Consider the following 23087-nt stretch of genomic DNA (forward strand, 5'->3'; position numbering starts at 1 on the left):
GAGGTCTCGCCTTCGGCCAGCGCCCGCAACCCGGCCTCGAAGTCCTCGGCGGTACGGCCGAAGACGACGGCGCGCGATTCCAGCGCGGCCCTGGTGGTGGCCAGCGAGAACGCGACGTCGGCGAGATCGGACTCGACGAGCGGCGCGAGCCGTGCGGCCTGAGCCCGGACGGCCTCCGCGGTCTTCCCTGAGATCACCCACGGGAGGGGAATGGATGCGGCCGGGAGGGGGGCCTCGGGCAGCGCCGTGGGGGTGGCGGTCGGGGTGGGTGGGGCTTCGAGGATGGTGTGGGCGTTGGTGCCGCTGATACCGAAGGAGGAGATGGCCGCGCGGCGGGGGTGGGTGGTCTCGGGCCAGGGGCGAGGGGTCGTGAGGAGGGCCACGGCGCCGGAGGACCAGTCCACGTGGGGGGTGGGGTTGTCGGCGTGGAGGGTCTTCGGGAGGGTGCCGTGGCGCATCGCCATGACCATCTTGATGATTCCGCCGACGCCCGCCGCCGCCTGGGTGTGGCCGATGTTGGACTTCAGGGACCCGAGCCACAGGGGCGAGTCCTCGTCGCGTTCCTGGCCGTAGGTGGCGAGGAGGGCCTGGGCCTCGATCGGGTCGCCGAGGGTCGTGCCGGTGCCGTGCGCCTCGAGCGCGTCCACGTCGCCGGGCTCAAGGCCCGCGTCGGCCAGTGCCTGGCGGATGACGCGCTGCTGGGAGCGGCCGTTGGGGGCGGTGAGGCCGTTGGACGCGCCGTCGGAGTTGACGGCCGAGCCGCGCACGACCGCGAGGACGCGGTGGCCCTGGCGGTGGGCGTCGGAGAGGCGTTCGACGGCCAGCATGCCGACGCCCTCGGACCAGCCGGTGCCGTCCGCCGCCGCGCCGAACGCCTTGCAGCGGCCGTCGGGGGAAAGGCCGCCCTGGCGGGTGAATTCGGCGAAGATCCCGGGGGTGGACATCACGGTCACGCCTCCGACGAGCGCCAGCGTGCACTCCCCGGCGCGCAGCGCCTGCGCGGCCAGGTGCAGGGCGACCAGTGACGACGAGCACGCCGTGTCCACGGTGACCGCCGGCCCTTCGAGCCCGAAGGTGTAGGAGATGCGGCCGGAGGCCATCCCGGCCGTGTTGCCGGTGAGGAGGTAGCCCTCGACCTCGTCGGTGGCCTCGTGCATGCGCGGGCCGTAGTCCTGGGACATCGCGCCGACGAACACCCCGGTACGGCTGCCGCGCAGCGTGGCCGGGTCGGCGCCGAGCCGTTCGACGACCTCCCAGGAGGTCTCCAGCAGCAGCCGCTGCTGCGGGTCCATGGCCAGCGCCTCGCGCGGCGAGATGCCGAACAGGCCCGCGTCGAAGTCGGCCGCGTCGTGCAGGAAGGCGCCCTTGCCGGTGAGTTCCCAGCCCCGGTCGGCGGGGAAGTCCAGGGGTGCCTCGCCGCCCTCGGCGACCAGGCGCCACAGGTCTTCCGGGGAGTTGACCCCGCCAGGGAACCGGCAGGCCATGGCGACGATGGCCAGCGGCTCGGCGGGGTCGGCCGTGGCGGGCGGCGCGCTGGAGAGGTCGTCGTCGTGCCCGAGGAGGAGGTCGCGCAGGTGGGCGGCGACGGCGGCCGGGGTGGGGTGGTCGAAGAGCACCGTGGTGGGCAGCTTCAGGCCGGTCGCCACGGCGAGCCGGTTGCGCAGCTCGACGGTGGTGAGCGAGTCGAAGCCGAGTTCCTTGAAGGTGCGGCGGGTGTCGATCGCGTCGGTCGAGCCGAACTCCAGGACCACGGCGATGTGCGCGAGCACCAGGTCGAGGGTGACGCGGCGCTGCTCGGTGTCGGACGCTCCGGCGAGGCGGGCGCGCAGCGGGGAGGCGTGTCCGGCGGGCTCCTCCGGCCGGTCCCGGCCGGCCTGCTCAAAAACGGCGGCGGGCGGCGGGGAACCGGGCTCGCGCCAGTGGCGGGTCCGCTGGAAGGCGTAGGTGGGGAGTTCCACGGTGGCGGCGGAGTCGCCGTAGACGGCGGCGACGTCGAGGGGAAGGCCGTTGGCGTGGAGCTCGGCGGCGTTGGTGAGGACTCGGGTGAGGCCGCCGTCGTCGCGGCGCAGGGAGCCGACGACGACCGCTCCCCCGGCTTCCAGCCCGGCGGCCTCGGCGACGGCGTCGCGGACGCCGACCGACAGCACGGGGTGCGGGCTGGACTCGACGAAGAACCGGAAGCCCTCGGCCACGAGCCTGCGGACGGCCGCCTCGAACTCGACCGTCTGGCGCAGGTTGCGGTACCAGTAGGCGGCGTCGAGGGTCGCGGTGTCGGTCCACTCGCCGGTGACGGTGGACAGGAAGGGGATGTCGCCGGTCCGGGGGGCGATGCCGGCGAGCAGGTCGAGCAGTTCGTCCTTGACGTGTTCGACGTGGGCGCAGTGCGACGCGTAGTCCACGGCGATGCGCTTGGCGCGGATCTCGCGTTCGGCGCAGAAGGTGAGGAACTCCTCCAGGGCGTCCACGTCTCCGGCGAGGGCCACGGAGGCGGGGCCGTTGACGGCGGCGACGGAGATCCGGCCGTCCCACGGGGCGAGCCATTCGCGGACGGCGGCGGCCGGGGCGGGCACGGAGACCATCCCGCCGCCGCGCCCGGCGATGGCGATGATGGCGCGGCTGCGCAGCGCGACCACGGCGGCGGCGTCGGAGAGGGACAGGCCGCCGGACACGCAGGCGGCGGCGATCTCGCCCTGGGAGTGGCCGACGACGGCGTCGGGGCGCACGCCGAGTGACCGCCACAGCGCGGCGAGGGAGACCATGACGGCGAACAGCGCGGGCTGCACGACGTCCACGCGGTCGAGGGAGGGGGCGCCGGGTTCGCCGCGCAGGACGTCGATGAGCGACCAGCCGGTGTGCGGGGCGAGGGCGTCGGCGCAGGCGTGCAGGCGTTCGGCGAAGACCTCGGAGGTGTCGAGGAGTTCGGCGGCCATGGCGGGCCACTGGGAGCCCTGGCCGGAGAAGATGAAGACGGTCCTGCCGTGTTCGTCGTCTCTGGCCAGGGCGACGCCTTCGACGACCCCGGCGGCGGGCAGGCCGTCGGCGACGGCGCGGAGCCCGGCGAGCAGGTCGTCGCGCTCCCCGGCCACGACCACGGCGCGGTGCTCATACGTGGTGCGGGTGGTGGCCAGTGAGCGGCCGACGTCGAGCGGGCGCAGCGCGGGCTCGCCCTCGATGGCCTCGCCGAGCCGTGCGGCCTGGGCGCGCAGCGCGGCGTCGGTCCGCCCGGACACGGTGACGGGAACGACGCGCCCGCCGTCGGTCGCGGGGCCGGTGGTGGCCGGAGCGACGGGCGGGCCGGAGATGACGACGTGGCAGTTGGTGCCGCCCATGCCGAAGGCGTTGACCCCGGCGATCCGGGCCCCGGGGGTGTCGGCGGGGAAGGGTGCCAGCGCGGTCTGGACCCGCAGGCGCAGTTCACCGAGGGGGATGTCAGGGTTGGGGGTCTCGTGGTTGAGCGTGGGGGGCAGTTCGCCGTGCTCGACGGCGAGCAGGGCCTTCAGCAGGCCGGCGGCCCCGGCCGCGCCCTCCAGGTGGCCGATGTTGGTCTTGACCGAGCCGACGGGGAGCGGGGCCTCCGGGGCGCGGGCGGCGCCGAGGACCGCGCCGAGCGCGGCGGCCTCGATTGGGTCGCCGACGCGGGTGCCGGTGCCGTGCAGCTCGACGTAGCCGACGGCGGCCGGGTCGAGGCCGGCGCGGCGGTAGGCGGCGTCGATCACGGCCCGCTGGGCCCGCTCGCTGGGGGCGGTGAGGCCCTCGCCGCCGCCGTCGTTGTTGACGGCGCTGCCCCGGATCACGCCGTGGACGCGGTCGCCGTCGGCGAGCGCGGCGGCGAGCGGCTTGAGCACGAGCATGACGCCGCCCTCGCCGCGGACGAATCCGTTGGCGCGGGCGTCGAAGGTGTAGCAGCGGCCGTCCGGGGACAGGCCGCCGAACCGGGCCAGGCCGAGGGTGCTCTCTGGGGTGAGGTTGAGGTTGACGCCGCCGACCAGGGCGAGCGTGGCCTCTTCTCGGCGCAGGCTCTCGCAGGCCAGGTGGACGGCGACCAGTGAGGAGGACTGGCCGGTGTCCACGGTCATGCTGGGCCCGCCGAGGCCGAGCGTGTAGGAGACGCGGTTGGCGATGATGCTGCGGTGCAGGCCGGTGACGGTGTGCGGGCCGACCCCGGCGACGCCGTCGCGGTGCTGGAGGGTGGCGTAGTCGTCCCACATCACGCCGACGAACACGCCGGTGCGGCTGCCGGACAGCGTGGCGGGCACGATGCCGCCCCGTTCCAGCGCCTCCCAGCTCAGTTCGAGGACCAGCCGCTGCTGCGGGTCCATCGCGGCGGCCTCTCTGGGGGAGATGCCGAAGAACGCCGGGTCGAACTCGTCCACCCGGGGCAGGAAGCCGCCCCGGGTGAGTCCCCCGGTCTCCTCGGCCCGCCAGCGGCCGGCCGGGACCTCGCCGACGGCGTCCACGCCGCCGCGCAGCAGTTCCCAGAACGCGGCCGGATCGGGCGCGCCGGGCAACCGGCAGGCGATCCCGACGACCGCGATGGCTTCGACATCAATGGCTTCGACATCAGTGGCGCAAGCAACGGACATGAATGCCTCAAACTCACTCGATATCGCGAGTCCATCCGTACCCGACCCGCCGCGAACGTACTGTTGACCCGCCTAGGGCTGCTGTGACCAGACCTTTTACGAGATTCCGAACCCGCCTCGAATCCCGAGGCTATGAGCCGGTGGGATCACCGGAGAACCCCAGCCAGATCCGTCTGGGGGCGCTTAGGGGTTCGCCGGGTGCGCCGTACGTGGTCCCCTTCTGGGGCTCGGCAGGGGTTGAGAGCCCTTTCCCGTACTGGCATTTTCGGCTTTGCGCGTGCGCTCTGTGACCGGCGCCGCCGAACCCGCTGACGAGGAGTCGACCATGGCTGTGATATCCCGCCCGCCGCCTCGGGTGAGAATAGCGGAATCCGCTCTTTCCAATGGTTGCCAATTCACCCGTCTTGCCGATTTCCACCATTGGCTCGCCGATGTGGCCGAGCGCACCAGAATGGATGTCGAACAGGTTCCGTTGGAGGCCATGGCGGGCTGGGCGCGCGATCCGGCGACCGGGAACATCGGTCACCACAGCGGCCGGTTCTTCACCGTGGAGGGAATCGACATCAGATACCCCGCCCATCCGGTGACGCAGTGGACCCAGCCGATCATCAACCAGGGCGAGGTGGGGATCCTCGGCATTCTGGTGAAGGAATTCGACGGGGTGCCGCACTGCCTGATGCAGGCGAAGAACGAGCCGGGGAATGTGAACGGGCTGCAGCTCTCGCCGACCGTGCAGGCGACGCGGAGCAACTACACGCGGGTTCACCAGGGGCGGCCGGTGCCGTATCTGGACTACTTCCGCGACGCCTTCGAGGACCCCTCGACGCGGGTGCTCGCCGACGTGCGCCAGTCGGAGCAGGGGGCGTGGTTCTACCGCAAGCGCAACCGGAACATGGTCGTCGAGGTGTTCGGCGACGTGGAGCTGATCGACGGGTACTGCTGGCTGACGCTCGGGCAGTTGCACGAGCTGCTGACCGTGCCGGACCTGGTGAACATGGACGCGCGCACGGTGCTCTCCTGCCTGCCGTTCTCGGGGCCGGAGGTGACGGGCACGCTGAACGCCGGCATGGGCGGGGCGTTCCGTGAGGCGCTGGTCAGGTCGTGCGATCCGGACGAGCAGGGCGTGCACGACTCGATGGAGATCCTGAGCTGGATCACCGAGATCCGCACCAGGACCGACGTCTTCACCGAGCAGATCCCGCTGGGCGCGCTGCGCCGCTGGCACTGGGCGGACGGCAGGATCTCGCACGACACCGGCGGGTTCTTCGACGTGGTCGGGGTGTCGGTGGAGGCGGCGGGCCGCGAGGTGGGCTCGTGGGCCCAGCCGATGATCCGGCCGGTCGGGATGGGCGTCATCGCGTTCCTGGTGAAGCGGATCGGCGGGGTGCTGCACGTGCTGACGCACACGCGCGCCGAGCCGGGGTACGCGGACGTGGTGGAGCTGGCCCCGACGGTGCAGTGCACCCCGGAGACCTACGACCTGCTGCCGCCCGAGGCCCGGCCGCGCTACCTGGACGAGGTGCTGAACGCCGATCCTTCGCGGATCAGGTTCGAGTCGGTGCTGTCGGAGGAGGGCGGCCGGTTCTTCCACGCGCGCAACCGGTACATGGTGGTGGAGACCGACCTCGAGGCCGAGGACCCGGAGTTCCGCTGGCTGACCGTGCACCAGCTCGAAGACCTGCTCCGGCACAGCTACTACGTGAACGTGCAGGCACGCAGCCTCAGTGCGTGCCTGCTCAGCCTGGTCGGTACGGCCGGCGTCACCGCTACAGCCGGGACAGAACTTCTCGCAACGCGTTGATCACCTGCTCCTGCCGCTCGGTGGACAGTGCCGGGTACATCGGCAGGGAGAAGATCTCGTCGGCCAGTTCCTCGGTGACGGGGAACTGGCCCCGGGTGTAGCCCAGATGGGCGAACCCCGTCATCGTGTGGACCGGCCACGGGTAGCTGATGTTCAGGTGGATGTCGTACGCCTTGAGGGCTTCGATGATCTCGTCCCTGCGGGGGTGACGGACGACGTAGACGTAGTAGACGTGCTCGTTGCCCTCGGTGACGGCAGGCAGCACCAGTTCGGTGTCGCCGAGCGCCTCGGCGTAGCGGTCGGCGACGGCGCGGCGGCCGGCGATGTAGGCGTCGAGGCGGGTGAGCTTGCGGCACAGGATCTCGGCGTGGACCTCGTCGAGCCGGCTGTTGTGGCCGGGCGTCTGGACCACGTAGTAGGTCTTCTCCATGCCGTAGTAGCGCAGCCGGCGCAGGTTGGCGGCGGTCTCGTCGTCGTCGGTGACGGTGGCGCCGCCGTCGCCGTACGCGCCGAGGACCTTGGTCGGGTAGAAGGAGAAGGCGGCGGCCTTGCCCATGGTGCCGGCGATGGTGCCGTGGTGGCGGGCGCCGTGCGCCTGGGCGCAGTCCTCGAAGATCGCCAGTCCGTGGCGGTCGGCGAGGGCGCGCAGCGGGGCCATCTCCACGCACTGGCCGTAGAGGTGGACGGGCAGCAGGCAGGCGGTCTTGTCGGTGATGGCGGCGGCGACATGGTCGGTGTCCATCAGGTAGTCGTCCTTGCGGACGTCCACGAAGACCGGGGTGGCGCCGACGGAGTCGATCGCCACGATGGTCGGCGCGGCGGTGTTCGACACGGTGATCACTTCGTCGCCGGGGCCGACGCCGAGCGCCTGCAGGCCGAGCACGATCGCGTTGGTGCCGTTGTCCACGCCGACGCAGTGCCGCAGCCCGTGGTAGGCGGCGAAGTCCTCCTCGAAGCCCTTGACGCTCCCACCGAGGACGAGCTGGCCGGAGGAGAAGACCTTCTCTACGGCGTCGAGAATGTCCTGTCGTTCATTCTGATATTCCGGCAGGTAATCCCAGACATAAGTGGTCATGGCCATCCTTTCCATGGATTCCCAGCACAACCGTATTAATCTCGATCACCTGGACACAACCCCTAACATCTGCACCGAGACCCCCGATTTAGCTGCGAATCCCTTGCCCCGAGACATGGCCGATACCTACCGTGTGCGATATATCCAGATTGGGGGTATGTGTCATTGAAAGGGATCATACTTGCGGGAGGAACGGGAACCAGGCTCCATCCGGCCACGCTCGCCGTTTCCAAACAGCTTCTTCCGGTGAACGACAAGCCGATGATCTATTATCCACTTTCGGTGTTGATGCTGGCTGGAGTACGCGATGTCCTGATCATTTCAACGGCTTTCGACCTACCGCACTTTCGGCGGCTCCTCGGTGACGGCGGGCATATCGGGTTACGGATCGACTACGCCGAGCAGAACGCCCCCAACGGCATCGCCGAGGCCTTCACCATCGGTGCGGACCACATCGGCGACGACTCCGTCGCGCTGATTCTGGGCGACAACATCTACCACGGCCACTCCTTCTCGGACGTGCTCGACGAGAACGCCAGAGACGTGCGCGGCTGCGTGCTGTTCGGGTACTCCGTGCGCGACCCCGAGCGGTACGGCATCGCCGAGGTGGACCCCTTCGGCCGGATCCTGTCCATCGAGGAGAAGCCCGCCCACCCGAAGTCCGACAAGGCCGTCACCGGCCTGTACTTCTACGACAACGACGTCATCGAGATCGCCAGGAACCTGCGGCCCTCCGCCCGGGGCGAACTGGAGATCACCGACGTGAACCGGATCTACCTGGAGCGCGGACAGGCGCGCCTGGTGGACCTCGGCCGGGGCTTCGCCTGGCTGGACACCGGCACCCCACAGTCGCTGCTCGCCGCCGGCCACTACGTGCACACCCTTGAGGAGCGCCAGGGCGTGCGGATCGCGTGCCTAGAGGAGATCGCACTGCGGATGGGGTTCATCGACGCCGACGCCTGCTACCGGCTCGGCGAGCTGATCTCCAACTCCGAGTACGGGCGCTACGTGATGAGCGTCGCCGCGTCCGAGCAGACCTTCGCAACGGCCCTCGAACGGGACTTCGAACGAGACGAGGTTGCACTTACATGACCGTCACGATTCCCACGCTCGATCATGCGGTCACCGGATACCGCACGGTGTCCGAGGCGATTCGCCGTGGTGCCGTGGAGCGGCCCCACCAGATCGCCTATGGATACCTGCGCGACGGTGAGGAACTGTCGGAGACGATCACGTACGCGGAGCTGGACGCCGCCGCGGAGGCCAGGGCCGCCGCGTTCGCCGCGATGGGGCTGTCCGGCGGCAGCGCCGTCCTGCTGTACCCGACCGGGCTGGAGTTCGTCCGCGCGCTGTACGGGTGCATGCGGGCGAGGGTCAGCGGCGCGCCCGCGCAGGTGCCGAGCCGCCGCAAGGGGCTGGAGCGGCTGCGGATCATCGCCGACGACGCCGGCGCCACCACCGTGCTCACCACGGAGGCGGTCCGGCAGGACCTGATCGACCGGTTCGGCGACCTGCGCGAACTGGACGGCCTGACCATCCTCACCACCGAGTCGCTGCCGTCCGGCGGCGAGTACGCCGGGCCGGACCCGACGCCGGACGACGTGGCCCTGCTCCAGTACACCTCAGGCTCGACCGGCAACCCCAAGGGCGTCATGGTCACCCACGCCAACTTCCTGGCGAACGTGGCCGAGACCGAGGACGCCTTCCCCACCGCCCCGGAGTCGCGCGTGGTCTCCTGGCTGCCGCTGTTCCACGACATGGGCCTGCTGCTCAGCATCGTCTTCCCGGTCGTCCAGCGCGTCCCGGCGTACCTGATGGCACCCGAGGCGTTCATCCGCCGCCCGGCCCGCTGGCTGGAGGCGGTGTCCAAGTACCGGGGCACCCACGCCGCCGCGCCCAGCTTCGCCTACGAGCTGTGCGTGCGGGCCGCCGCCGAGGGCAAGGTGGATCCGTCGCTGGACCTGTCGTCGTGGCGGATGGCGGCCAACGGCGCCGAGCCGGTGCGCTGGCACACCGTGCGCGGCTTCGTCGAGGCGTTCGCCCCGCTCGGCCTGCGGGCGACCACCATGTGCCCCGGCTACGGCCTGGCCGAGAACACCCTGAAGGCCACCGCGAGCACCGCAGGCGAGGTGCCGCACGCGCTGTGGGTGTCGGCCGACGCGCTGCTCGCCGGGCGCGTGGAGATCCTCGCCGAGGACGACCCCGCCGCCAAGCCGGTGGTGAGCTGCGGCGCCCCTTCGGCCGCGACGCGGGTCCGCATCGTGGACCCCGGCACGCTCACCCCCTGCGAGGAGGGGTTCGTCGGCGAGGTCTGGATCGACGGGCCGTGCGTCGCCGCGGGCTACCTGGGCCGCGCCGCCGAGACGGCGGAGACGTTCATGGCGCACATCACCGGCGAGCCGGCCGATGTCACCTACCTGCGCACCGGCGACCTGGGTTTCATGGTGAACGGCGAGCTGTTCGTGGCCGGCCGGCTGAAGGACATGATCATCCGCAAGGGCCGGAACTACTACCCGCAGGACATCGAGCTGTCCGCCGAGGGCTCTGCCGAGGGCCTGCGTCCCAACTGCGCGGCGGCCTTCTCCGTGGACAACGGCGAACGCGAGGAGCTCGTCGTGGTCGTCGAGGCCGACGGCCGCGCGCTGCGCGCCGGTGGCGCGCAGGCGCTCCGCGACCGCGTCCGGCACGCGATCTTCAACGACCACCGGCTGAAGACCGACGAGGTCGTGCTCGTCCGCCGGGGCGTGCTGCCCAAGACGACCAGCGGCAAGGTGCAGCGACGCGCCTGCCGCAAGAACTACCTGGACGGCGAGCTGAAAGCCGTCCAGGTATGAGCACCGCCATGAGCACGGCGATGAGAACCCCCGTGCGAACCGGATACCCGGAAGGGAGTCAGACGATGCTAGTGACCGACCTCGACGTGATCATCGCGCTCACCCGGATCATCAGTGAGGTCACCGGAATCCCGATAGACGAGATAGACCCCGACAAGACCTTCGCCGAGGACCTCGACATCGACTCGCTGTCGATGGTCGAGATCGCCGTCGCCGCGCAGGACGAGTTCAACCTCGACATCCCCGACGACCGGCTCAAGCACCTGAAGACCGTCAGGGATGTCGCCGGCTTCATCCTCGGTTGAGCCCGCCGGTCCCCGCGCCCATCACAGCCGGTCCGCCGAGACGTCGCTTGAGGGGTTCCCACCAGGAACGGTTGTCCCGGTACCAGGCGACGGTCTCGGCGAGACCGGCCGTGAAGTCCTTGCGGGGGCGGTAGCCCAGCTCGGTCCTGATCTTGGTGCAGTCCACCGAGTAGCGGCGGTCGTGGCCCTTGCGGTCCTCGACCGGCCGGACCATGTCCCAGCCCGCGCCGAGCGCGTCCAGCAGCATCGCGGTCAGCTCGCGGTTGCTCAGCTCGGTGCCACCGCCGATGTTGTAGACCTCGCCGGGGCGTCCGCCCGCGCGGACCAGCTCGATCCCCTGGACGTGGTCGTCGATGTGCAGCCAGTCTCGGACGTTGAGCCCGTCGCCGTAGAGCGGCACCTGCTCGCCGTCCAGCAGGTTGGTGATGAACAGCGGGATCATCTTCTCGGGGAAGTGGTGGTGCCCGTAATTGTTGGAGCACCGGGTCACCCGCACGTCCAGCCCGTGGGTGCGGTGGAAGGCCAGGGCGAGCAGGTCGGAGGCGGCCTTGGAGGCCGAGTACGGCGAGTTCGGCGCCAGCGGCTCGCGCTCGGTCCACGAGCCCTCGTCGATCGAGCCGTAGACCTCGTCGGTGGACACGTGGACGAACCCGCGCAGCCCGGCGGCCAGCGCCGCGTCCAGCAGCACCTGCGTGCCCAGCACGTTGGTCCGCACGAAGTCGCCCGAGCTGACGATGGACCTGTCCACGTGGGACTCGGCGGCGAAGTGGACGACCTGGTCGTGCTCGGCGACCAGCGGTCCGACGAGCGTGGCGTCGCAGATGTCGCCCCTGACGAACTCGAAGCCGCCGCGCACGGAGTCGAGGTTGGCCGGGTTGCCGGCGTAGGTGAGCTTGTCCAGGACGGTGACCGCGCAGTCGCCCCGCCGTACGAGGGTCCGCACGTAGTGGGAGCCGATGAAGCCCGCTCCCCCGGTGACGAGAATTCTCATTTCTTCTCTCCGGTCGGAAGAATTGTCCTGCAAATGACCGGAGCCGTCGCGTGATGGGTCACCCGACGGCTCCACGGTTCTCACTCATGCATGAAGGAATCAACATGGTTGCACTTCAAGTGGCCATCAAAGGCGTCACCTCGCACCCGGCCTCAAGGCTTTCAACCTGTCTATCCACAGCTATCAATATAGAAATCGACTCGCTTCGTTCACACCCTTACCGACCCTTAACCTGACGCTATGATGACGTGATGAGCACGCCAGACGAGCCGTTCGCGCCGACCGGCGATCCCGAGATCGACCAGGGGCTGGCGGGGCTCGTGGCGCGGATGGGCCGCTACGAACAGGTCGCCCACCAGATCAACGAGACCCGCGGCCGGGGCGAGGCCGCGGGCGGTCTGGTGACCGTCGAGGTGCTGCCCAGCGGGGCGCTCGCCGCGCTGCGCATCGCCCCCCGTGCCATGCGGCTGAGCTCGCAGGCCCTGGCCGAGGCCATCCTGGCCGCCGCGGCCAAGGCCGAGGAGGACGCTGTGGAGCAGACCTCGGCCCTGGCCGAGTCCCTGCTCGCCGAACCTGACGGCCCGAGCCGCTAGCCCGAGCCACCAGCCTGGGCCACCAGCCTGGGCCACCAGCCTGGGCCACCAGCCTGGGCCGGTCAGGGGCTCTGGGACCGCCCGGGCCGCGCGCAGGGGTTCGAGGACGAACGCGCGGGGGGTGGGGAAGCCCTTGATCCTGCGGGTGAGGATCCACTGGACGGTCTTCTGGAACCAGGTCTTCTGCAGCCGTGCCCGCGGCCCAGGTCGTCGATCCGCTCGGCCATCCGGTCGAACTCCAGCATCAGGGCGCGCGGCGACGGCCAGTCGATCTTCAGGTCACCGGAGGGTTTCGTCATCCGTCAACTCCCAGTCTTCCGACAGCGTTGAACCACCGAGCCTGGTCATCTCCACCGACACCCGTCCCAGTTCGGCGCCCAGCTCGGTGACCAGGGCGACCAGCGCGCCCGGAGCGGCGTCGTCTTCACCCTGAGCCCGGCGGGCCGTTTCCTCGACGCGTTCGCACAGCGCGGCGGCCTCGCCGGCGCCCACGATGGAGCAGCTTCCCCTGAGCCGGTGCGCCAGCTCGGCGGCCGTCGTCAGGTCTCCCGTCTCCGCCGCCGCGAGCAGGTCGCGCTGGACGTCCGGGACGGTCACCAGGAACGCCCGCGCGATGTCGGCGACGTCGTCGGGCGACAGGCCGGCCAGTTCGTCGGGCAGGGCGTGGGCACCGGAGGTCCAGGCGGGGATGTGGGCGAGCACGTGCTGCCAGTCCACCGGCTTTGACAGGTGGTCGTCCATGCCCGCCGCGAGGCAGCGGTCGCGGTCGCCGGGCATCGCCGCCGCCGTCATCGCGATGATCGGGGTGCGGCGGTGCGGCTCCTCCTCGCGCCGCAGCTCGGCCGTCGCCGCCAGGCCGTCGAGCACGGGCAGGTGGCAGTCCATGAACACCAGGTCGTAGTCGCCCTCCCTGGCCATCCGCACGGCGGTGGCGCCGTCCTCGGCCACGTCCACCCGGTGCCCGCCCTTGGTCAGCACGAGCAGCGCCACCTGGCGGCTGACCTCGTCGTCCTCGGCGACCAGGATCCGGGCGGGCTGCGCGGCGGGCGGGGCGGGGCCGTCGGCGGCGGGCGTCTCGCGCACCGCGCGCAGCGCGTTTTCCAGCGCGGCCAGCAGGCGGCGGCGGCTGATCGGGCGGGTGATGGACTGGACGGCGGGATGCGGCAGGTCCGGCGGCTCGCTCCCGCTCGGCGCGGACGGCCAGGCGTGCCGGGTGCGGCCCGGCGCGATCAGCACGACCAGGCCGGTGGCGGCGAGCAGCGGGTCGGCCAGGACGGCGGCGGCCAGCGAGCCGTCCGCGCCGTCCGGCCCGGCCGCGTCCATGTCGAGGTCCACCACGGCCAGGTCGAAGGGCCGTCCCTTCCCCGCCGCGGCGCGCAGCGCGGCGAGGGCGGAGGCGGCGTCCGGGGCCTCCTCGGTGACCAGCCCCGCGCCCGTCAGGATGCCCCGGACCAGCGTGCGGTCGTCGGCGCCGCCGTCGGCCACCAGCGCCCGGCGGTCGCACAGCGTCTCGAACGCCGGGGGCGACCAGGTCAGGACGCCCACCGGGACGCTTACCGGCACGGTCACCCAGAACCTGCTGCCGACGCCCTCCACGCTGTCCAGCCCGATCCCGCCGCCCATCAGCTCGGTGAGCTGGCGGCTGATCGCGAGCCCCAGACCGCTGCCGCCGGTGCGGCGGGTGATCGGCGAGTCCGCCCGCCGGAAGATCTCGAACACCCGTTTCCGGTCGTCGGCGCCGACCCCGACGCCGGTGTCGGTGACCGTGAAGCGCAGCACCACCCGGTCGCCGGTGGCCGGGCCGTCCAGGCCCACCTCCAGGCGCACGCCGCCCTGGACGGTGAACTTCAGCGCGTTGCCCAGCACGTTGCTGAGCACCTGGCGCAGCCGCACCGGATCGCCGACGACCTGCTGCGGCAGGTCGTCCGACAGGCTGAGGGTGAGCCACAGGCCCTGGCGGTAGGCGAGCGGGGCGAGCGGTGCGATCACCTCGTCGCAGAACCGGGGCAGGTCGAAGGGGACGGCGGAGAACTCCAGCCGCCCGGACTCGATCTTGGAGAGGTCCAGGAAGTCGTCCAGCAGGCGCAGCAGGTTCTGCGCCGACCCCTGCACGGTGCTCGCGTAGTGCCGCTGCTCGTCGTCCAGGCGGGTGCGCAGCAGCAGGGCGTTCATGCCGAGCACGCCGTTGATCGGGGTGCGGATCTCGTGGCTGACCTTGCCCAGGAACTCCGACTTGGCCTGCGAGGCGTCCAGCGCCTCGTCCCTGGCGGCGGCCAGGGCCGTGGCGTATCCGGCCAGGGTGCGCTGGGTGCGGCGGCGGCCGTTGGTGGTGTGGAGCTGGAGGCCGAGCCCGGCGAGCAGCAGCATGGTCAGCAGCGCGGCGACGGTGAGCAGGCTGGTGCGCAGGCGGTCGGCCGAGGCGAGCGCCTTGGTGGCGGGCACCTCGGCGGTGACGGTCCAGCCGATGCCGGGGATCGGCTCAGAGGCCGACATCACCGGCCCGTCGTAGCCGATGTAGTTGCCGGACCACCGGCGTCCGGCGAGGGCGGTGTCCACCCGGAAGTCCTCGCGCAGTGAGGTGAGCGCGACCAGTTTGCGCCGGTAGTCGGCGACCAGGACCCCCGCCTGGTCGGTGATCAGCAGCCGCATCTCCTGGGCCCTGGCCGCCTCGGAGGCGAAGTCCTGGATGGCGTCCAGGCTGTAGACGACGGCGAGCACGCCGGCCAGGCCGGCGCCGTCGGCGGCCGGGACCGGGGCGGCCACCGCGACCGCCCGCGAGCGCAGCGGGGGCGTGTACGCCTGGGACACGTAAGCCTGGTTGCGTCCGAGGACCGCCTGGTACCAGTCGGTGCCGGTGATGTCCTGCGGCAGTTCGCTGGGCGGCTGGGTGCCGATCATGTGGCCGTCCGGCTCGATCAGCATCACGCCGGTCACGCCCGCGCGCATCCGTCGCAGCTCGTCCAGGTGGTCGGCCAGGGTCCGCCGCACGGCCTTGCCGTCGGACCGTTTCGCGGAGGATTCGGCGAGGTCGCGGAGCTGCGGGCGCTGGGCCATCGCGCCGACGAGCTGTTTGAGCGACTGCATCTGCTGGTCCACCACGACCCGGCTCACCGTCGCCGTGGTCTGGACCCGATCTTCGACCTCACCGCGAATCGCCTCGTCGGACAGCCTGATGCTGGAGGATGTCAGCAGCGCCAGCGGAAGGAGACCGAGCAGGATCCACATGGCGGTGACCGCGAGCAGCCAGCCGCGCCCGCTGTTGCCATCCATGCCGTCCGATATTAGGCGGATCCGCCTAGTTTGGGCGGGGCACCTGAGCAGAACGAACTAAAGCCATATCCAATAACATCAATTTTCATAAGATGACATGACCGATTTGGAAAGGCCCCACACCCTCCACCTGGATGCGGCGATGACCATCGGAACAACCTCCGGCTCCTCCGAAATCACGGTGCTCATCGTGGACGACGATCCGGTCGTCACGACGGCACTGCGCGCGCAGGTCAACCGGGTGCCGGGCTTCAAGGTGATCGGGATCGCCCACACCGGGCGCGCCGCGCTCGCCGCCGCCGTGCGGTTCGCCCCCCGGCTGATCCTCCTCGACCTGCACCTGCCCGACCTTCCGGGCCTTGAGGTCGCCCACCAGCTCAGGCGGCCCAACCAGCCGCCCGCCGACGTCATCGTGATCTCCGGCAAGAAAGAAGCGGGAGCGGTCCGGGCGGCGATGCAGCGCGGGGCCATCTACTACCTGATCAAGCCGACCCGGATGGGCACGCTGGAGCAGGCCCTCTCGCGGTACGCGGCGGCCGTCGACCAGTTCGCCGCCACCGAGACCATGGACGAGCAGCAGGAGATCGACCGCATCTTCCGCTCCCTGCACCTGGATCAGGCGGCGCGGCCCAAGAGCATCTCACCGGAGACCGAGCAGACCGTGCTCGACGCCCTGGAGACGGCCGGAGCCGACCTCTCGGCCAACGAGGTGGCCGAGGCCGTCGGCATCAGCCGGGCCACCGCCCGTCGTTACCTGGAGTACCTCTCCGACCGCGGGCACGTCGAGGTGGGCTTGCGCTACGGCCCCAAGGGCCGGCCACAGCACCGGTACTGGATCAGCACTACGTGAAGGCGGGCCGGACACCGCTCGTCGTACTGGCCCTGCTGGCGGCGCTGACCTCGCTCGTCGTCATCGCCTCATGCGGGGGCGCCGTCCGCCGTGCCACCGCCGCCGACTTCCCGCCCGGCTCCACCATGGCGCGCATCAGGGAGCGCGGCGTGCTGACGGTCGGCATCAAGTTCGACCATCCGCTGTTCGGCTTCAAAGACCCCGCCGGCGGGCGGATCACCGGCTTCGACGCCGAGATGGCCCGGCTGGTGGCCAAGGACATCACCGGCAGCGAGCGCGACGTCCGGTTCATCGAGACCATGCCGCGCAACCGCGAGCAGTTCATCGAGCAGGGCACGGTGGACCTCGTCCTGGCCACCTACTCGATCACCCCGGAGCGCGCCGCGCGGGTCGGCTTCAGCGACCCCTACTACTACGCCGGACAGGACATCCTGGTCCGCGCGGGCGACCGCGCGATCCGGAACGTCACAGACCTGGCGGACCGGAAGGTCTGCACGGCCACCGGTTCCACGTCCGCCGAACGGCTGCGCGCCCGCGCGCCGGGCGCCGAGGCGGTCATCGTGAACACCTACAGCGAGTGCGTGCACGCGCTGGTCTCCGGCCGGATAGACGCGATCAGCACCGACGACACCATCCTGCTCGGCCTGATGAGCCTGCGGCCCGGGAGCGTGCGGCTGGTCGGCAAGCCGTTCGGCCGGGAGCCGTACGGCATCGGCGTGCGGCGGGGCGACACCGTGTTCCGCGACTATCTGAACGGGCTGATCAACCGTTACCTGCACGACGGGCAGTGGGACCGCGCCTTCCGCGACACCATCGGCGCGGCGGGGGCCGACCCCGAGCAGGCCAAGCCGTCCCGCTGACAGCGGCCGAAAGGGCGATAAAGAGAACCTATATCGGGCCTCTCTACACTCCGAAGGGGATGTCGCAGCCACCCGGGAGCCCCTGGTTCCCGGGTGGTGCCCGTTGCCGGGATTTCTGAGGGGAGCATGGGGTCGTGGGGGAAACCACGGTTTAAGTCTGAAACCGGGGGTGTTGTGAAGACTGGTATGGAAGTCCGGATCCTTGGGCCCCTGGACGCCGTCTTCGACGAGCGGCCGGTGCGTCTCGGCGGGCTGAAGCAGCGCGCGCTCCTGGCCGCCCTGGCTCTCGCGGCGGGGCGCGAGGTGCCGATCGAACGGCTGGCCGAGGCGGTGTGGGGACACCGTCCGCCGGGGTCGGTGCGCGCGCAGGTGGCGATCCACGTGCACGGGCTGCGCAAGACCTTCAAGGCCGCCGGGTGCGACACCGAGGTGATCGTCACCGGCGACGGCGGCTACCGGCTGCGGACCGACGGCGTGCGCCTGGACGTCCGCGAGGCCGAACGGCAGGCCGGGGAGGCACGGGCCGCGGTGGAGGCGGGCCGGACCGAGTGCGCCGCGGTCGCGCTCGGGCACGTGCTGGCGATGTGGCGGGGGCCGGTGCTCACCGAGTTCGACACCGACGCGATCTCGGCGGCGGCGCACCGCCTGGAGGACATGAAGCTGTGCGTGGCCGAGGAGTGGGCCGACCTGGAGCTGGCCCGGGGCCGCCACCGGGAGGTGATCGGCCGCCTGGCCGGGCTGGTGGGCGACCAGCCGCTGCGCGAGGGGCTGCGCGAACGGCTGATGACGGCGCTCTTCCGCGCCGGACGCCAGGCCGACGCGCTGGAGGTCTACCAGCGTGGCAGGCAGGTCCTGCTGGACGAGCTGGGCATGGAGCCGGGGGCCGCGCTGCGGGCCGTACACCAGGCGATCCTGCGCGGCTCGCCGCCGCCCGGCCGGGAACGGCCGCGGACGCCCCGCCCCGCGCAGTTGCCGCCTGCGGTCTCGGCGTTCGTCGGGCGCGGCCCTGAGCTGCGCGCGCTGGACGCGCTGGCCGGGCTCGACGGCTCCGGCCCGCGAACCGGCCTGATCAGTGGCGTGGCCGGGGTCGGCAAGACCTCGCTGGCGCTGCACTGGGCCCACCGGGTGGCCGGCCGGTTCCCCGACGGGCAGCTCTACGCCGACCTGCACGGCTACGACGCGTCCGGTGAGGCCGCCGCCCCGGCCGCCGTGCTCGAACGGTTCCTGCGGGCGCTCGGGATACCCGGCCCCGAACTGCCGTCCTCAGAGCCGGACCGCGCCGCGCTGCTGCGCGCCACCCTGGCCGGGCGGCGTGTCCTGGTCGTGCTGGACAACGCGGCGTCGGCCGCGCAGGTGCTGCCGCTGCTGCCGGACTCCCCCGGCTGCTGCGTGATCGTCACCTCCCGGCGGCGGCTGACCGGCCTCCAGGTCAAGGCGACGCTGCCGCTCACGGTGCTGACCGAACGGGAGTCCGCCGACCTGCTAGGCCGGGTGGCGGGCGACCGGCGGATCTCCGGCGAGCAGGCCGCAGCCGTACGGCTGGCCGTCCTGTGCGACGGCCTGCCGCTGGCGCTGCGGATCACCGCCGCCCGGCTGGCCATGCACCCGCGCTGGTCGCTGGCCGAGCTGGCCGACCGCCTGGCCGACGAGCGCAGCCGCCTCGACCAGCTCAGCCGCAACGGCGTCGAGGTGCGCGGCAGCATCGAGCTGTCGTACCGGGAGCTGTCGCCCAGGAGCGCGCTGGCCTTCCGGCGGCTGGGCCTGCTGGACGCCCCCGGCGGGTTCGCCCCCTGGCTCGTCGCCGCGCTGCTCGACACCACCCTGGGCGAGGCCCAGGAACTACTGGAACAGCTCGTGGCCGCGCAGCTCCTGCAGCCGCTCGGCCCCGACGGCACCGGCCGCCCGCGCTACCGGTTCCACGACCTGATCCGGCTGTTCGCCCGGGAACGGGCCGCGGCGGCCGAGCCGGAGGACACCCGCCTGGCCGTGCTGACCAGGGCCTTCGGCTGCCTGCTCGGCCTGGCAGAACGGGCCAGGAACGCCCGGTTCAGCGACCACTATCCGCCCGTCCCGCACAGTGACGCGCCGCGCTGGCTGCCCGCCGACCGGGCGGACGCCCTGCCCGCCGACCCGCTGGCCTGGCTGGAGAGCGAGCGGCAGAACCTGATCGCCGCCGTGGGGCAGTGCGCCGACCTCGGGCTGGTGAGCATGTCCTGGAGCCTGGTGGCGACGTTCGTCCATCTCTTCGAGACCCGCGCCTGCTACGACGACTGGAACACGGTGGCCACCCGCGCGCTGGCCGCCTGCCGGGCGGCCGGCGACCTGACCGGCACGGCCACCATGCTGTACTCGCTCGGCGCGATGAACCTGACCAGGCGCAGGCTCGGCCAGGCCGCCGAGCCGATGTCCGCCGCGCTCTGCCTCTTCGAGCGCCTGGGTGACGAGGGCGCGCAGGCCCTGGTGCTGCGGCACCTGGGCACCATCCACGTGATGACGGGCCGCCAGGAGCGCGGCAAGCGGGAGCTGGAACGTGCGCTCACGCTGTTCGGCAAGGTGGGCAACCACACCGCCCTGGGGCACGGGCTCGGCTTCCTGTCCCACGTGCACATGCTGGAGGGGCGGCTGGAGACGGCGGAGCTGCTGCTGGAGCGCGGGCTTGCGGTCTCCCACGGGGTCCGGCCCACCCAGGCCCAGTTGCTCAAGCGGCTGGCCGAGGTCTACCACCGCCAGGGCCGCACCACGGAGGCGATCGCCGTCGCCGAGCGGGCGCTGGAGATCACCGTGGAGCTGGACGACCTGGTGGGGCAGGCGTACGTGCTGCACGCGCTGGGCGAGGCGCGGCACGCGCAGGGCGACCGCGCCGAGGCCGACGTCGTGCTGCGCCGCGCCCTGCACCTGGCCAGGAGCATCGGCGACCGGCTGGTGGAGGGCCGCGTCCTGCTCGCGCTGGGCATCGTGCGGGCCGAGCAGGGCACCGCGTTCGTCGAGCAGGCCGCGGAGATCTTCGCGTCGATCGGCGCCGTCGGCTGGAAGGAAGAGGCGCTCAAGGCGCTGTGCCCGGTGGCGGTGCTCACCGGCTGAGGCCGGATGTCATTGCTTTTTGGCAGAAGTCCACCCACGAGCACTCCGCTAGGATGCTGGACCCTGGGAGAGGGTGATGGCGAGCGGAGTCGAATTCCATATCCTCGGCACGTTGCGGGCATGCGTCGAGGGGCAGCCGGTAGACCTCGGCGGCAGGCGAGCGCGAGCCGTGCTGACCGCGTTGCTGCTGGACGCGGGCCACACCGTCACCACCGACCGGCTCGTCGGCGAGCTGTGGCACGGGGCCGACCCGCCGCCGTCCGCGCGCGGGCAGGTGCACATCCTGGTCTCCCGGCTACGCACCGCGATCGGCGGGGTCATCGCCACCGCGCCCAGCGGGTACCGGATCGACCCGCGTGACGTCCGGCTGGACGCGCACACCGCGCAGCGCCTGATCGCCGAGGGCCGGGAGAACGGCGACCCCGCCCCCTACCTGGCGGCCCTCGCGCTGTGGCGGGGGCCGGTGCTCGACGGGTTCGACAACCCCGAGGTGCGGCGGCTGGAGGAGCTGCGCTGGACGGCCACCGAGGAGTGGGCCGAGCTGGCGCTCGCGGCGGGCGACCCGGCGCCGGTCGTGGCCACGCTGGAGCCCCTGGTCTCGGGCAACCCGTACCACGAGCGGCTGCGCGCCCAGCTCGTGATGGCCCTGGACCGGCTGGGGCGGCGCGCCGAGGCGCTGGCCGTCCTGGACGAGGGCAGGCGGCTGCTGGACGACGAGCTGGGCCTCGCGCCCGGCGTGGAGCTGCTGCGCGCCGAGCGCATGATCGAGCAGTCGGCGGCGGAGCCGCCGGCGCCCTCCCAGCTCCCCCGGCCGGTGGCCACCTTCACCGGCAGGGAGCAGGAGGTTCGCCGGTTGTGCGCGCTGCTGGCCGGCGGCCCCGAGCGGGCGGTGGCGATCTCGGGACCGGCCGGGGTCGGCAAGTCCGCGCTGGCCATCCGGGTGGCCCACGAGGTGGCCGACCGGTTCCCCGACGGCCACCTCTACATCAACCTGCAGGGCTCCACCCCCGACGCCGAGCCGGTACCGCCGGTCGAGGCGCTCGGCCGCTTCCTGCGGGCGCTCGGCGCCGCCGAGGTGCCCAGGCGGGCCGACGTGGAGGAGGTCGCCGCCACCTTCCGTTCGCTCACCCACGGCAGGCGGCTGCTGATCGTGCTGGACAACGCGGCGAACGCGGCGCAGGTCCGCTACCTGCTGCCCGGCAGCGCCAGTTGCGGCGTGCTCATCACCAGCAGGCGGATGCTCGACGCGGTGGACACCGCGAGCCACCACCGGCTCGGCGTGCTGGCCGAGGCCGAGGCGGCGGCGCTGCTGTCCAGGTACGCCGGGGCCGAGCGCATGGCGCACGATCCGGAGGCCACCGGCGAGGTCGTGCGCCTGTGCGGCGGCCTGCCGCTGGCGCTGGCCATCGTCGGGGCACGCCTGGTGAGCCGTCCCGGCCTGCCGGTCCGCGAACTGGCCGACCGGCTGGCGGTCGAGCAGCGGCGGCTGGCCGAGCTGTCCGCCGAGGACCAGGCCGTGCGCGCCGGGTTCATGGTCAGCTACCGCGACCTCGGCGACGGCGACGCGGCCCGGATGTTCCGGCTGCTCGGCCTGCTGGACGGCGGCGACATCGGCGTTCCCGTCGCGGCGGCGCTGGCCGGGTTACCGGAGCGGCGCACCGCCGTGCTGCTCGACCAACTGGTGGAGAGCCAGCTCGCCGAGTCCGACGTGCCCGGCCGGTTCCGGATGCACGACCTGCTGCGGCTGTTCGCCAGGGAACGGGCCATGGAGGAGATCGGCCGGGAGGAGCGGCGGCTCGCCTTACGCCGGGCCACGCACTGCTATCTCGCCACCGCCCGCCGGGCCGCGCTGATGATCGAGCCGCTGATCGCCTGGCGGATCGACATCGTGCCGTCGGAGCTGGACCATCCGGGGATCCCGCTGAACGCCCTCGAAGAGGTCTACGCCTGGATCGACCTGGAGATCGACAACCTGCTGACGGCGGCCCGGCAGGCGGTGGCCGAGGGAGACCCGGCCTTCGCCGTCCAGTTGGCCGCGTGCCTGAGCTCGCCGCTGGAGCAGCGGGCGCGGCGGCGCGAGCAACTGGCCTTCGCGCGCACCACGCTGGCCGCCGCCGACCGCACCGGCGACCCCCGGCACACCGGGCTCGGCAACAACGACGTCGGCTGGGCGATGCACGCGCTGGCCCGTCCCGCCGAGGCGCTGGAGTGCTTCGACCGCGCGCTCGCCGCCTGGACCCCGATCGGCTACCAGACCGGGATGGCGCTGGCCCTGAACGGCCGGGGCGCGGCACTGCGCACACTCGGGCGGCACGAGGAGTCGCTGACCGCGCTGGAGCGGGGCGCGGCCATCTGGCGGCGGCTCGGGCACGGCCGCCACGAGGCGTCGTGCCTGACCGGCCTCGGCCTGACCTACCAGCGGATGACCCGGTACGACGAGGCCGTCACCACCCACGAACGGGCGGTCGCGCTGGCCCGGCGCGCCGGGGCCAAGGTCACCGAGGTGATGGCGCTGGGCAACCTGGGCGAGGCGCTGCGCCTGGCGGGCGAGCCGGGACTCGCCGCCGGGCGCTTCCACGAGGCCCTCGAACTGGACCGGCTGCGCGGCCTGTCCGGCACCTACTGGGAGGCCGAGCACCTGTGGGGTCTCGGCCTCGCCACCGGCGACCGATCGTGCCTGGCCCGGTCGGCGGCGATCCTCTTCGAACTGGGCCTGATCACCTACGAACAGGCCCGCGCCATCGAGACCGACCCCGCCCCGGCCACCCCCGAACCGATCGCGCACCAACTGTGAGTGCGTAATAAATACGATCTAAAATCGAGGATCGAGACACTCTCTTGATA

Annotated in this window: 13 protein-coding genes; 9 read left to right on the top strand and 4 right to left on the bottom strand. The window is 71.9% G+C overall.

The annotated features are described in order from the left end of the window. The coding region (locus P3X83_RS40670; protein ID WP_277310767.1) for a type I polyketide synthase at positions 1 to 4583 on the bottom strand (4583 nt) is incomplete at its 3' end. A gap of 355 nt (positions 4584 to 4938) precedes the next feature. Here P3X83_RS40670 and P3X83_RS40675 point away from each other — a divergent pair. Then, positions 4939 to 6384: an NDP-hexose 2,3-dehydratase family protein gene (locus P3X83_RS40675; RefSeq protein WP_277310799.1), complete on the top strand. Its 1446-nt coding sequence runs from the start codon at positions 4939 to 4941 to the stop codon at positions 6382 to 6384. Here the strand turns inward: P3X83_RS40675 and P3X83_RS40680 are convergent. Further along, a complete protein-coding gene (locus P3X83_RS40680) occupies positions 6350 to 7459 on the bottom strand; it encodes a DegT/DnrJ/EryC1/StrS family aminotransferase (protein WP_277310768.1) in 1110 nt (369 codons plus the stop codon). The two genes, P3X83_RS40675 and P3X83_RS40680, sit on opposite strands and share 35 nt — an antisense overlap. A gap of 165 nt (positions 7460 to 7624) precedes the next feature. Here P3X83_RS40680 and rfbA point away from each other — a divergent pair, with 165 nt between their 5' ends. The 3 genes from rfbA (at position 7625) to P3X83_RS40695 (ending at position 10598) form a co-directional block, all read left to right on the top strand. Then, positions 7625 to 8551 (top strand): glucose-1-phosphate thymidylyltransferase RfbA, encoded by a 927-nt coding sequence (rfbA, locus tag P3X83_RS40685; RefSeq protein WP_277310769.1) that lies wholly within the window; start codon positions 7625 to 7627, stop codon positions 8549 to 8551. Continuing rightward, positions 8548 to 10293, top strand: coding sequence for a fatty acyl-AMP ligase (locus P3X83_RS40690; RefSeq protein ID WP_277310770.1), 1746 nt, complete (start codon positions 8548 to 8550; stop codon positions 10291 to 10293). Before rfbA ends, P3X83_RS40690 begins: the two co-directional genes overlap by 4 nt. A 65-nt stretch (positions 10294 to 10358) precedes the next feature. Beyond that, on the top strand, positions 10359 to 10598 hold the full coding sequence (locus tag P3X83_RS40695; protein WP_277310771.1) for an acyl carrier protein: 240 nt from the start codon (positions 10359 to 10361) through the stop codon (positions 10596 to 10598). Here P3X83_RS40695 and rfbB read toward each other — a convergent pair. Then, positions 10585 to 11589: a dTDP-glucose 4,6-dehydratase gene (gene rfbB / locus P3X83_RS40700; protein ID WP_277310772.1), complete on the bottom strand. Its 1005-nt coding sequence runs from the start codon at positions 11587 to 11589 to the stop codon at positions 10585 to 10587. The genes P3X83_RS40695 and rfbB overlap by 14 nt on opposite strands. 251 nt (positions 11590 to 11840) lie before the next feature. Between rfbB and P3X83_RS40705 the strand changes: the two genes are divergently transcribed. Then, positions 11841 to 12182, top strand: a complete 342-nt coding sequence (locus tag P3X83_RS40705; protein WP_277310773.1) for a YbaB/EbfC family nucleoid-associated protein — start codon at positions 11841 to 11843, stop codon at positions 12180 to 12182. A 279-nt stretch (positions 12183 to 12461) separates the two neighbouring features. Here P3X83_RS40705 and P3X83_RS40710 read toward each other — a convergent pair whose 3' ends face one another. Continuing rightward, positions 12462 to 15452 carry a hybrid sensor histidine kinase/response regulator gene (locus P3X83_RS40710; protein WP_277310775.1) on the bottom strand — a complete coding sequence of 997 codons (2991 nt, stop codon included), beginning with the start codon at positions 15450 to 15452 and terminating at the stop codon, positions 12462 to 12464. Positions 15453 to 15594: 142 nt separating this feature from the next. On the opposite strand from P3X83_RS40710, the gene P3X83_RS40715 reads away from it, so the two are divergent. From P3X83_RS40715 to P3X83_RS40730, 4 genes are all read left to right on the top strand, one after another. Further along, the gene (locus tag P3X83_RS40715; RefSeq protein ID WP_277310776.1) at positions 15595 to 16302 is read left to right on the top strand and encodes a response regulator; all 708 of its coding nucleotides are present in this window, start codon (positions 15595 to 15597) and stop codon (positions 16300 to 16302) included. After that, positions 16299 to 17162, top strand: coding sequence for a glutamate ABC transporter substrate-binding protein (locus P3X83_RS40720; protein ID WP_277310777.1), 864 nt, complete (start codon positions 16299 to 16301; stop codon positions 17160 to 17162). The genes P3X83_RS40715 and P3X83_RS40720 overlap by 4 nt, the downstream gene beginning before the upstream one ends. A gap of 186 nt (positions 17163 to 17348) precedes the next feature. After that, positions 17349 to 20243 (top strand): BTAD domain-containing putative transcriptional regulator, encoded by a 2895-nt coding sequence (locus P3X83_RS40725; RefSeq protein ID WP_277310778.1) that lies wholly within the window; start codon positions 17349 to 17351, stop codon positions 20241 to 20243. Positions 20244 to 20319: 76 nt separating this feature from the next. Further along, a complete protein-coding gene (locus tag P3X83_RS40730; protein ID WP_277310779.1) occupies positions 20320 to 23037 on the top strand; it encodes a BTAD domain-containing putative transcriptional regulator in 2718 nt (905 codons plus the stop codon). The last annotated feature ends 50 nt before the right edge of the window (positions 23038 to 23087 follow it).

The sequence above is a fragment of the Spongiactinospora sp. TRM90649 genome, from assembly GCF_029382225.1.
In the GTDB taxonomy this organism is placed as follows: Bacteria; Actinomycetota; Actinomycetes; order Streptosporangiales; family Streptosporangiaceae; genus Spongiactinospora.